Below are 12,082 nucleotides of genomic sequence, written 5' to 3'. Positions count from 1 at the left end.
TTAAATGGAGCCATCATGCAAAAAGAAACTATCGGCAATGCGACGTTATATTGTGGTGATGCACTGGACGTAATGAGAGAGTTAACGCCCGGATTTAACGGGCTGATAACTGACCCGCCATACAGCAGCGGAGGGCTTTATACTTCTCAACGTCAGGCTCCACCGGGCAGTAAGTACTGCCACAACCCCGCGCTTTATACGACGTTTTCCGGCGACAACCGTGACGCGCATTCCTGGGCGTTCTGGTCGGTGCTATGGCTGGGGCAAGCCGTTCGTCTGGTCGAACCCGGCGGCTATGTGATGCTGTTTACCGACTGGCGACAGCTTCCGGCCACCACGGATATTTTGCAGGCAGGCGGCGTTATCTGGCGGGGGATCATCCCGTGGGATAAAACCCTGTCAAGCCGTGCGCCGCATACAGGCTATTTCCGCCACCAGTGCGAATATGTCGCGTGGGGAAGCGTTGGCCCGTTGCCGAAGTGTTCGCACGGTGGCCCCTGGCCGGGATTAGTCACCCAGCGCGTAATCCCCTCAGAGAAATGGCATATGACCGGAAAGCCGGTGCCGTTGATGGATGCGCTGATCAAGCCGTTAAAAGAGCCACATGTTCTGGACCCGTTTATGGGGTCTGCATCAACGGCCATCCCCGTGCTGCGTCGTGGTGGCCGCTTTACCGGGATTGAGTTGCATCAGAAGACATTCGACGATGCTTGTCGCCGTCTGGAGCTGGAGGTGGGGAAAACAGAGCAGTAATGGCAGAAGATAGCAGAAGAAACAGCGCCCGCATCTGCGGGCGTTGTGTTAATGGATAGTCGTTCCCTCGTCGGTATAGCTGATGCTGTTGCCCTCCAGTTGCTGCCGTTGCTTATCGGTCAGTGCCTGCACCTGCAGAACGCCATCTTCCGTGTAAGCCGGTGCAGAACCCACCAGCCAGGTATCTTCATCAGCCTGCTGCAGATACTGGATGGCAAGCGTCGGGTCTTCGCTGTCATAGAGATTCAAAAACCCCAGCCGCATCTCGTCGGCGTTCTGCGTGATGCCAGCGGCCATTTCGGCAAATGGGTCCAGCGCCGGGTCCATCTTCACCGCCTTACTGATGATGTCCGGGCTGACTGCAGACGCTTTAAGCGTGGCGTTCCTTGCGCTCAGCACGTCACCGCTGACGCTGCGTGTGTAGTTCAGTATGTTGCTGACCAGCCCGTAAGACTGCGCCTGTGCCATGAGGGACGCGGGCAATGTGGACATAGTATTCACCGGCGAACCTTTGAACTGATGTTCTGCGGCCATCGTGCTGTTGCCTTTGATGGCATGATCGGACACCGCTGCAGAGGCATTCTTCACACTGTCTGGCAACGCGTCGTATTGTGTCTGGCTGTAGGGGCTAACGGTTGCACGGCACTTATGGTGGTTTGGCGGGTAGTACTTCTGCCAGAACTCATTCGTTTTCTCTTTTATCGTATGATCCAGATGACGGCATAAGTCTGTTGTACCGTCATCGAGCACGGACACATAAACCAGATACAGCACCGCGTCATTGTCCACAACCTGCGTCCAGCGCCCGACGTTGTAGCTGGTCATCATATTGTTGCGGTAGTGCAGCTCCAGATAGTACGGGTTAGCCGGTGAAACGCCTGCAGCCATCAGATAAGCGTTCATATTCTGCTTTGCTTCAGATGAGGTCTGGCCGGTTTTCAGCGCTGCCTCATAAAGCCGCTTCACGTCATCGACCGCGTGCTGTGACGATACGGCGGCAACGGTAAAACCGCGCAGCTTAATATTCGCTTCCATATCCCGGTACGTTGTGGAGTCCGTCGGCACCTGAGAACGCAAAAAATCGATGGCTTCAGAAAAGACCATTTCAGCATCATCAATGCTGGCTTCGTCGCCGTCGGCCAGCTCGACTGGCTGGGCCACCAGCTGCATGACGTGATACTGCCCGAGCAACCAGGACAACAACATCGAATCAGTGTAGAGCGTAGCGTATTGATCCACTTCATCCGATGGCACGACGGTTTCATCATCGAACCGGGCGGTGATTTCGTCGGACAACGCCTGCGCGGTCACCTGCAGTCCGAGGTCTTCCGCTGCGGCCAGCTGCTGCAGGTAATCGTATTCGCGGTCGTCAGTGCTGCTTAGCTCGCTCACAGGCACAGCCCCTTAGCGCGTTTCAGCGACGCGTCTCCGGTGTTGGACAGGGTGATACTCCCGCCGTTGCCCTGCATTGAAATCATGCTTTGCTGGAATGCTTTCTTATCAAAGACCATGCGCACGCTGCCTGGACGGTTGTTGAACTGGAAGATCCAGCGCAGCAGGGTTTTGTTCAGGGCGTCGTATACCGTGCGGGCATCGTTGGTCATGATGCGCAGAACGGCGCGTTCCTGAATCTCACCCAGCGCCCTCGACCCGTATTTTTGCGTCCCGTTCACCAGAGTCTGCCCGGTGATAAGCTTCGCCAGCTTGTTGTCAAAGTCCTTAATAACGCCCATCAGCTCAGACGCTTTACCCGCTGCGGTGAGCTGGACTACCTCCCTCACACCTGACAGCGCCACACTGCCGCCGCTGTCGATTGCAGCCATCTGGGCCGCAACATCGTTCAGACCGTCAGGAGTAGCGTTACCGCTGTCTATCAGCGCAATGGACGTCGGGACGCTGTATTTTGAGGACAGGCGCTCCAGTTGCTCCACATGGGACCACTTGCTTTGCCAGGTGGCCCAGGCCGATTCCAGCACTGACTCGCCGTAGGGTTTCTCACGGGAGCCATTGCGCACAATCGGGATCACTTTCCCCACCGGGACGGTCTGATAATCAAAGCCGGTGCCGCCAGTGCTGGAGTAAAGCAACTGGGCGTTCTTCCCCCAGCGGAATGATCGCGGATGACGCCGCTCAGATGCCACCGGCAGCACCATCCCGTTATCTTTAACCCAGTCAATTTCAACCGGATTGAAGCCATAATCAGCATGGTATAGACAGCGCTCGATCAGATTATCCAGGTCGAGGCGGGCCAGAACGGCATTGGCGAAGCTCAGGTCTTCGCTGGTGGCCTCAACGCGGTACGGGGTCATAAAGCTGGTGGAGTGGCGAAGTTCAAGGTCTGCAGTGATTTCCTCGTCCTGCAGCATGGCATCAATGCACATCCAGTAATAATCAGAGAACTGGTTACCGGCCATGCCGAGGCTGACCGGTACGGGATAGTAATCAGAGAAGGCGTTAGCGGCCCCGGTAACGGGCAGCTGGGAATATAGTTGAGTTGCAGGGTTTATGGACTTGCTCATACTGGACACCTGATGCGCCGACCATTGCGTCGGCTGACGTTCCGTTATCTCCGCTGTCACTGCTGCCATCGCCGCGACCGAGCACTGCATCAAAAAGCGTGTCGGCGTCGTCCCTGTCCATATCAAAGTTTTCTTTGTACTCGGAAGTGCGGCCCAGCTCGTAAACAGCGCGTTTAATCAGGGCTTCACGGATAACTTCCAGTTCATCCTCGTCGAATCCCTTGTGTTGTGCCTTTGCCCCCAGCAGGCGGGCGTACCCCCAACGAGCCGCTGCCGCGATGGCATAAGGCACATTCACACGGGTGTTCCCTTCCCGGTTGAACGTCAGCGAATCATAAATCTGCTGATCCAGTGCGGCCTTTACTTCACCTTCCGTTATTAGCTGGCGCAGGTCGTTGAGGGTCATCAGTTACTCCGTCATATCCGTGTCAGTGCCGTTGTCAGTCGCTGGCTGGGAGAAGCTGACGCGGTACTGGTTCAGCTTGTCTGACATCGAGGTTTGCTGCTCAGCCTTGACCGTTTTACGGCGGCCGCTCTGCAACGTCGTGACTGTGTCCGGAAGCACCTTCGCCCAGCAAATAGCGCTGGTGGCCACAATCGGCAGTGGCTTACTGCGCCCGACAATTTCCAGCCCTGACGGATTGTTTTTAATATCGGTGTTAGTGGCGAACGGCGACGGCTGCAGGCCGTTGGCAATGTCATCCAGCGCCAGGTATTTCACGTTAGCACCGGCTGACGGGTCAGCGGCGCACAGCGCGTTATCGGGGATTTTGGACACCATCTGGCCGTTAATGTCGCGGTACTTCCCGGACTGCAGTTTGATGGTATAGCCGCCGATATTGACTTCACCCTGGTTAACAATCTTCACCTGCAGAATGTTAGAGCGGGAGTTGTCCGCCAGCGCCAGTGCAGTGGAGAAAGCGCTCTTACCTGCCGCCACCGTCATGGTGTCGCCGTAACCTGCGTCCTGCAGCGTCTGGTACATGCTGTCCAGCACGTTATAGAAGTCCATCACCGTGGTGGCCGAACTCAAATCCACATCGGGAACGCTGGCCGGGGTGCCGTAATCAATCTCATAAGTATCGAGCTGACCACCGTCGGCTTTCATCGGATAGGAGATGAAGCCGGTTAACGCCTGCGCACAGAGCGCTTCCGTGGTGCGCTGAGCGGTGTTCATCATGTAGTTCATGATCCCGTTGGCATATTCCTGCACGCCACCACTGGACAGCACTTTCAGGTTATTCAGCATGGCCGCTGTGATGAAGTCGGACATGTCGATACCCTGCGGCTCAATGCTAATGAGCGAGTCCTTGCCACGGTCGAGTGCGTAGGCTGTTGTCCCGCGACGAACGACCGGAATGTTGCTGATAACAGAGCGTAGCTCCGCAATAGGGATAGAGGCCAGCGGGTACTGCCCGCCGTCCATAAAGAACTGAGAGCGGACCGGGGACGGCAGATTTTTACGATTGCCCAGCAGTACCGCCACCGCCTGAAGCCCAAAGCATTTGCGTAAAAGGTCGATAATTTCCATGTTTTAACTTCTCTTTAAAAAGGGTTTAAACGGTAGCGCACGGCTTACCAGACGTTTTCAGCGAACAGGCCCGCAGCTGTCAGCGTGTCGGTCTGCGTGGACGTCGGCGTGGAAGTACCCACACGAACGCGGCTGTAGAGATAGCAACCGTGAACCAGCACGCTGACAGACGTATCACCGGTGATCGTATCGTTAACGGCAATCGCCATCAGCGGTGCGGCACCGGCAGAACCACTCAGCACCGTTTCGACTTCAGTTTCGACGTCGGTATCTACGGCGCTGACATCTTTGGTCGTATCATCCTGTGTCACTGTGCTGGTGGCCGTGCTGGTTGCGGTGCTGGTCGCTGTCAGTCCACTGGCACCGGAGGACGCCCCGTCCCACAACTTCACAGCGCCGCCAAGCGGCTTAACCAGTACCTGACCGGCAAGAACAACAAGATCGTCCGGAATAACCCAGTTATGGATAACCGGCGGGTGGCCTGAGCTGACAATGCCGCTGGCGCTGACGTCGAGAGATTGTGAATATTTAGTCATGGTGCAATATCCTGTTTGAGTGAGAGACAGCCCGCTTTAGAAGCCGGTTTTCAGTGCCAGACTGGAGATGTCTTCGACCTTCACGGTCTGGCCCTTGTGGTCGGCAAATTCCAGCGGCTGGAAAATATCGCCGGTGGTGGTGGATTCCTGCTTATCAGCACGCGCACCCAGCATCGCTTTGGTGGTGGCAAAGATGCCGCCTTCGCTGTTATCGCAAAGTTCAACCGCTGAACGGGCCTTCAGCATGGCGATAAGCGGTGTTTTTTCCTTGTCACTCAGTCCCTTCTTGTCGGCCAGTTCGGTAATTTGCTCGATGCGATCTGTTTTGGTGTTCTCCTGCATGGTGCCGAGCTGCTGTTCGAGCAGGCCGACTTTTGGATCGGTAACGGTTTTGTCGTCGCCGGTGCCAGTACCCGTGCCGGTTTTATCGTCAGGTTTCTTGACCATGACATCCTTGACGGCAGCACTGACAATTGTCGTCACTTCGGTTTTAACCTGACCGGTGATTTCTGCCACCAGCGCTTTTTTTTCATCTTCAGTCATCGTGAAACCCTTAATTGATGTTGATAAGGTGATCATGTTTTCCGGGTCGGTGGCGGACAACTCCACCACATCCCGTGTTGTGATATCTGCAGCCGGTGGTAACTGGCCCAGCGCGGCGACGTGGTGCATGTAGTACTCGCCGTTATCCGGGCGCGGATAAATACCGGCACTGAATCCTTCGAACTTGCCGGAGTCCTCCAGTTGCTCCAGCTCCGGCGTATACACCAGCTCGACGATCAGCTCGTTACCTTCCACGCGGGGGTAGCTGATGCGCCCCAGTGCGGCGATTTTGTCGGCTTCTTTCCCTGGATGGCCGAGGGTTATCGGGGCGCGGGCCTGCTCGTTGTGGTTCTTCACCACCTGTTCAAGAATGCCGGTGTCTACCGGCTTTCCGTTTTTCTGTACGCCTGCAGTAATCAGGCTCAGTACGCGACGGCGTGCCATACGTGCTCCTTAAATGGTGATGGTGAAACCTTCAGACGGCGCGTCATCCGGGTAAACCGTGCCGTTATCCCAGTCAACTTCCAGAACGACACCGCTTTCATCCGACACCTGCAGATAAAGCACGCTGATGTTGGCGGTGTAGGGTTCGTCGTTGTTGAACAGGTTTACCGGCGGGTTCGTCACCCAACCATTAATCAGGGTCGTGGCGCGGTTCACCGTTCGGGTTCCCGTGCTGCTGTCGGTCACGCGGCACTCACCGGACAGGCGCAGGCGTACCCAGCCATCGTTCCCGCTGAGCTGGCGGGCATCAGCCGTCGAGAGGTTGTTAAATTCCAGCGTGGCCGTGCTGGCGTTAAATTTGCCGTTTGGCACTGCAATATCACCAATCCCGCCGAGTGAAGACAGCGTGGAGGTTTTGCGCTCAAGGGTCTGGCTTCCCTTACTGATGCGACCGATATACTGCGTATCGTTCAGCATCACCGCCTGATTGCGCCAGATAACGTTTTTCTCAGCCATTATCAGCCCCCGATTAACTTACGAAATGCCAGCTCAAGCCCGGCGATATACACCTCGCTGGTGTATTCCACATGCTCCATCGGCACGGGTGGCGTCAGCTGATAGTGATACTTGATGATGCCCTGCTGCAGGGTTTCGGCGGTGTTCTCGCTGGGGTCGATATAGCAGCGGCCATACACCAGCGCCGTTCCCACCTTGCCACGCAGAAAGCCGTTGACGGCATCGAGTACGATCCCAATGAGGCTCGACGAAATATCGGTCGGGCGGGTGAACATCGGTTTATCCAGATACTGCAGGGTGAAGTACTCGATAGAGTCTTCAATGATGTCGCAGACGCGCCGCCAGCTGACGAACGTCGTCGCATCGCTGGTGGTCGGGAACGCGGTTGAGCGGTTGCCAAACGCACGCCAGCCGCCCAGCTGGTTGATGACGGTAGAAATGCCCTGGCTGTTGAGATAGTTAACTTCACAGTCCGGGTCGTTCGGGATGTACTCCAGCACTTTCTCAACGCCGACCACATCCGGCAGCACGTAATTGGACGGGCTGCACCAGTAGCCGGTTTCAAACTCTGAGCCGGTCAGGTTCTTGTCAATCTGGCAGCATAATCCCACCATTGATGTTCCGACCCAGCCCCACTGGGTAGCGCCATCTTCACCAATCACCGACACGCGCGGCCAGTCCATAAAGACGCGGGAATACACGCAGTTGGTTTCTTTCCACTGATAGGCTTCCTCCGGCGACTCAATACCGGTCGGCAGATCACCGAACCAGAACGCGCGAATTTGCGTGCCGATGCTTTGTGCTGGTCCCTGTGCGCCTTCCTGATCGAGGATGTCCGGGGCCAGCATAATCTTAGGGCTGTAGCCAAACAGCTGACGCGCTTTGCGAAAGAGCGGAAGCTTGTCAATGAATGCCGCCAGCAACGGGTTAGCTGGTGCGGCCAGAACGGTGACGATGCAGGTCACCTCAACAGCCATGATGCTGGCGGTCGCGGCAAGGCTCGCTGTCAGCGTCATGGTCCCCGGTGCTTCTGGAGTGACTGCGCCGGTGGCTGCATCCACGGTCGCCACCGCGTCATCACTGCCGGACCAGATAACCGTCTGATTATCCGGATTGGTCAGTACAACCGGCGAACCTGGCTGAGCCACAAACATGTTAGTGGCGCTGCCATTAAACGCGGCTTCTGACGGAACCAGCCCCGCCGGGATGTCATCATCAGCAGCGACAGTGAAATTCACGGTCACCACATCCGAGGTATACGTGGTGCCGCCGGTAACGGTGAGCGTGACTGTTGCGGTTCCTTCGCCGACAGGGGTTAGCACCCCGTCTTCATCAATGGTCAGAACGGTTTCATCATCGGACGAATACGCCACCGGCAGATTATGAGGGTTCGTGATGTCCCATGCAGGGGAAGTGATGCCGCTGTCATTGTAAAGGGTGACATCGGCAGAACTCGCGCTGACACCAGACGGTTTAGGGCTGGTATCGGTAAACGCGCTGGCCTTCCCCAAAGGCAGGACAATCGCCGTCTGGCTGGACAGGTAGTTGGTATAAATACGGCGCAGCGCTTCATAAATGGAGCCGGTGCCGACCTTCGTCTTCACGTCATCCATATTGCGGACCACCAGCAGTTCGCCCGCTGGCGCAATTTCCGCTGTGCCGGTGATGCCGATAATGCAGCTGGCTACCTCAATGACAGAGGATGTGCCGGTTGTCACTTCGGTAGTTTCAACGCCGTGAAGAAAACTATTTGTTGAACCGGCCAGCCGCAAATAACGCGTTGTTTTATTTAATCGCGTTTTTAACGGTTTGCCGGGGGAGCTGCTGATAGCTGGCATAATTAAACCCCGTAATTAAATTCCAGGGTTATTATGGCTCAGTTAATTTTATGAGGTGGCAGTACTGCCATTATGGAAATAGCGCTGAAATTATGCGGCGAGTTTTGTTATCACTCCGTCATTCTGATAAAGCCGGGAAATGATAAGCCCGCTTGCGGATAATTTATAGGTCAATTTAACCTGAATAATTCCCTTCGCCAGCTGTGCGCCGCTGATGACGTCGCTATTAACACCAATACTGACACTCAGAACATCAACGCGGCGTTCGTACTTCTCGACCGCTTCCACGACCGAGACTATCGCCTGCTGTAAAAAGTAGTGTGGCGCATCCAGGATGTTACGCAACTTGCACCCATACGCCGGGTCGTAGATGCGCTCCCCCGGAACGGTAAAAACAATGATGCTGATGGCCTGATCAATGTCATCAAGCAAGTCAGCGTTTCGCCCGTCATGCGCAAGGCTGATACCAAAGCTCATCGCTACCCCCTTTAAAACCCCTTTAAATCGCTTTAAATTCGAATTTAAAGCACTTACCCCATACCATCACGCCACCCGCAAGAGATAAACGCTTACAGAGCGTCTGAGGCGGTCACATTTTCTGGTTGGGTTTGTCCGTAGTCCCATCGTCATAATTGTGGTCATGATCATCATAGGTTTCACGTACTGAAGACATCGTACCGGTCTTGTCTGACAGTTCGGCATCCGTGGAGATATTCCCCTTGGCATCGAGTGTTTCATCGCAGGTCACAGCCTGTCTGAAGTTGGCCGGGTCTTCAAACGTGGTCTTTCCCTTGAATACGATCCCGGCCTCAGTCATCCGGATGCTGACGCTGCCGTCCAGCAGGCTGACGTTAAATTCCTTGCTCGCCATGTCGTAACTGAACTCTGTGCCGTCGGCGTACTTCACGCCCTCAATGTCGGCGCTGTCTGTCCAGGGTTCATCCTGATCGTTATGAGTGGCGCAGAGAATAGCCCCGGTGGTGACATCCCCGACCGGCGTCATCAGGCAGACAACCTGCTCACCGACGCTGTAGGTATGCACGGCACTGACACCCAACGCACGCCGCACGCCAATCTTCAGCCAAAGGGAGACGCCGCCCAATGCCGGGAACTTGACGTTAGCCCGGCGCTTAACGGGGTCCACTTCGATGACCTCGCCGAACTGCACCATGCGATTAAGACGGGCATCCTGGTCTTTCTTATCCCATTCCAGATCGTTGACGTTCTGCAGCATGGTGTTACCTCATCCGGCCAAAGCGTTTAACAAAGCGCGACAGCTGGCGGACGGCATTAGACACCGGCGGCGTTTTCACCGGGGCACCGCCAATAAAGCGCGACTCATGCGCACTGACGCACATTTCCAGCGAATCCGGGCAATCATCGTGACCACGGGGGAAATTAAGCAGCTGCTCAATAAGCAGCTCCTGACCGCTCTCAGCCAGCTGCACGACGCCGTTTTCCACTAATGGAGAAAGTGAACGAATACGGATCTCTTTATTGCCACCTTTAAATGGCTCCATCGGAATACGCAATCCCTGACGACTGGCTTCGCGCATGACCTCACGTCGGTAAATCGCCTGGAATGACACGCTTTCAAAGAGAACTTTTGTCGGGCGAAACATCCGGAAGACATCACATATGCGCCCGGCAAATTTGAGATCTGATTCTCGCCAGCCTTTACAGAACAGGGAGCGGACAATGCCAGTGGCCCGATGCTTCGCAGTAACCGCAATAGCGGAATAGTCGCCTTTTTTGGTGCCGGTTGCTGGGTCCACGCCCATGACTATCTCACAGTCAGCCAGACTGAAATCGCGCGGTTGCCAGTAGGAAATATCCTCCTCACGAAATGCTTTCTCGTCCTCCGCGACGGGTTCGTTCATCCATTCGGTGAACCACAGGAAACCCAGCTGACGGCGCTTTTTCTCAAGCTCAGGTAACGGCCAGCGCTCCGGCCAGAGTGACTGGCCGTTTGGTGTGATGGCTCCGAAGCGTAACCCGATCCAGTCCTCCAGCTTCCCTTCAGCTATCTCCTTCAGCAGCAGGCTGGGGAGGTCTTCAGGGTGCATAATGGTATTGGCGACAATCGTCAATGCGCCTTTACCCAGGTTAAGAATGACCCGCTTAAACCATTTGTAGAGCTTCTTACGCATGGTTGGCGACTCGACGTCTTCATCCTTCAGCAGGTCATCACAGATGATATGCGTCGGGCGCTGGTATTTGTTTTTGATACCGCGCAGCGACTGGCCCGCACCTACAGCAGCAATAGCGGAACCATTAGCCAACTGGATTTTTCGCTTTGCCCAGGTGTTCCCCCGGACACGCTGCTGGCCGTAGTCCTCAATAATGCGTTCATCTTCTTCCAGGTTCTTCTTAACCGCATCCATCATGTCGTAGGCGGAATCCTGGCTGGCCGCACAAATGACGATAAAGGAGCCGGGGTAATTGAGCGCAAGCCAGAGCGGCATCGCTTGAGTGTTACGCGTGGTCTTACCGTGATCACGTGGCTCAATGTCCAGTATCCCCTCATAACAGGACTGCTCCCCTGCGATATAGGCGTGGTCCTTTTCCGGTATCAGTGATTTGAATAACCGTTCATCTGCGCGGGTCAGCGTCCGGGCTGATACCGTGCGGGCAAGCGCAAGCTGATACTCAGCAAACGGCGTCGGGAAAGCGGCGGGCATATATTCGCGGCAGAAATAGGCAAGCTCCGTTTTCGCACGGCTCATACGTTCGGCCCGCTCAGCGTCTCGGCGGGCGTCTTCGGCATCCACTTCAACACGGGCGGCGTTCTCCCGCTCGCGGGCTTCCAGACTCAGGCGCAGGTTTTCCCGCGCAACGGGATCACTGAACAGATTTTTTCGCACGGGTGATGTCCTGTTTAGTGATTTCAATCTGGTCGAGTGCATCCAGCAACTGGCGTAACAGTTCGGGGTAGTTGCCCTGCAGCAGTTCGGTAAGCTTATCCTCAATGGCTGACTTAGCCGCTGTCACGCCTGCAGTAAATTCCAGACGTAACCGGCCAGTGTTAACTTGAGCACGGCTAAGACTGGCAAGCGCTTCCACAAGGTCGCTGGCTTTTTCGAACTGCAGATCATCAACGCTTTTAATTACCTCAAGTAATTTATTCGCCATGATCTGCTGGGAGACTTCGACAAGGTCGGTCCCCGGATTGTCCTTAACTTCTGCCAGAAGGATTTTGGTTTCCTCTGCGGCTTTACGCATCTGCAGCGCAATTTCCTGATTGGATTTCAGCGTGCGCTGAATCGCGCTGAAAGACACGTCGAAGCCGTCCTCCTTCAGTACGGCGGCAATTTCTTTGATTGTTTTTTTGTCGCGCTGATAAAGACCTAACACTCGCTCAACCAGCCCGAACATATCTACCTTAGAACGTCGGCCCATAAT

General features: G+C 55.4%; 13 protein-coding genes. 1 reads left to right on the top strand and 12 read right to left on the bottom strand.

Annotated elements, in window-relative coordinates; all coding sequences use genetic code 11:
• The first annotated feature begins 15 nt into the window (after positions 1 to 15).
• Entirely contained in the window at positions 16 to 753 is a 738-nt protein-coding gene (locus ACK5JN_RS02975; RefSeq protein ID WP_416868795.1) for a DNA-methyltransferase, read from the top strand.
• 48 nt (positions 754 to 801) lie between these two features.
• On the opposite strand, the gene ACK5JN_RS02970 is transcribed toward ACK5JN_RS02975, so the two are convergent.
• From ACK5JN_RS02970 to ACK5JN_RS02915, 12 genes are all read right to left on the bottom strand, one after another.
• The gene (locus ACK5JN_RS02970; RefSeq protein WP_416868794.1) at positions 802 to 2,145 is read right to left on the bottom strand and encodes a phage minor head protein; all 1,344 of its coding nucleotides are present in this window, start codon (positions 2,143 to 2,145) and stop codon (positions 802 to 804) included.
• Positions 2,142 to 3,272 (bottom strand): phage portal protein family protein, encoded by a 1,131-nt coding sequence (locus ACK5JN_RS02965; RefSeq protein ID WP_416868793.1) that lies wholly within the window; start codon positions 3,270 to 3,272, stop codon positions 2,142 to 2,144. Before ACK5JN_RS02965 ends, ACK5JN_RS02970 begins: the two co-directional genes overlap by 4 nt.
• Positions 3,208 to 3,678 (bottom strand): hypothetical protein, encoded by a 471-nt coding sequence (locus ACK5JN_RS02960; protein ID WP_416868792.1) that lies wholly within the window; start codon positions 3,676 to 3,678, stop codon positions 3,208 to 3,210. The genes ACK5JN_RS02965 and ACK5JN_RS02960 overlap by 65 nt, the downstream gene beginning before the upstream one ends.
• Positions 3,679 to 3,681: 3 nt before the next feature.
• Positions 3,682 to 4,803: a major capsid protein gene (locus tag ACK5JN_RS02955; RefSeq protein WP_416868791.1), complete on the bottom strand. Its 1,122-nt coding sequence runs from the start codon at positions 4,801 to 4,803 to the stop codon at positions 3,682 to 3,684.
• A gap of 44 nt (positions 4,804 to 4,847) precedes the next feature.
• Positions 4,848 to 5,339, bottom strand: coding sequence for a hypothetical protein (locus ACK5JN_RS02950; protein WP_416868790.1), 492 nt, complete (start codon positions 5,337 to 5,339; stop codon positions 4,848 to 4,850).
• Between the two features lie 36 nt (positions 5,340 to 5,375).
• On the bottom strand, positions 5,376 to 6,326 hold the full coding sequence (locus tag ACK5JN_RS02945) for a hypothetical protein (protein ID WP_416868789.1): 951 nt from the start codon (positions 6,324 to 6,326) through the stop codon (positions 5,376 to 5,378).
• 9 nt (positions 6,327 to 6,335) lie between these two features.
• Positions 6,336 to 6,842, bottom strand: coding sequence for a phage major tail tube protein (locus ACK5JN_RS02940; RefSeq protein WP_416868788.1), 507 nt, complete (start codon positions 6,840 to 6,842; stop codon positions 6,336 to 6,338).
• Positions 6,843 to 6,844: 2 nt separating this feature from the next.
• A complete protein-coding gene (locus ACK5JN_RS02935; protein WP_416868787.1) occupies positions 6,845 to 8,680 on the bottom strand; it encodes a hypothetical protein in 1,836 nt (611 codons plus the stop codon).
• A gap of 90 nt (positions 8,681 to 8,770) precedes the next feature.
• Complete coding sequence (locus tag ACK5JN_RS02930) at positions 8,771 to 9,157, bottom strand: GPW/gp25 family protein (protein WP_416868786.1); 387 nt, start codon at positions 9,155 to 9,157, stop codon at positions 8,771 to 8,773.
• Positions 9,158 to 9,269: 112 nt separating this feature from the next.
• Positions 9,270 to 9,914, bottom strand: coding sequence for a phage baseplate assembly protein V (locus tag ACK5JN_RS02925; RefSeq protein ID WP_416868785.1), 645 nt, complete (start codon positions 9,912 to 9,914; stop codon positions 9,270 to 9,272).
• A 4-nt stretch (positions 9,915 to 9,918) separates the two neighbouring features.
• Complete coding sequence (gene terL, locus ACK5JN_RS02920; protein WP_416868784.1) at positions 9,919 to 11,544, bottom strand: phage terminase large subunit; 1,626 nt, start codon at positions 11,542 to 11,544, stop codon at positions 9,919 to 9,921.
• Complete coding sequence (locus tag ACK5JN_RS02915) at positions 11,522 to 12,079, bottom strand: phage protein Gp27 family protein (RefSeq protein WP_416868783.1); 558 nt, start codon at positions 12,077 to 12,079, stop codon at positions 11,522 to 11,524. The genes terL and ACK5JN_RS02915 overlap by 23 nt, the downstream gene beginning before the upstream one ends.
• Positions 12,080 to 12,082 lie beyond the last annotated feature (3 nt).

This window comes from Kluyvera sp. (assembly GCF_047971185.1).
Classification (GTDB): domain Bacteria; phylum Pseudomonadota; class Gammaproteobacteria; order Enterobacterales; family Enterobacteriaceae; genus Kluyvera.
Note: the sequence above shows the minus strand (reverse complement) of the source record. Positions and strands in the feature narration are given on the sequence as shown.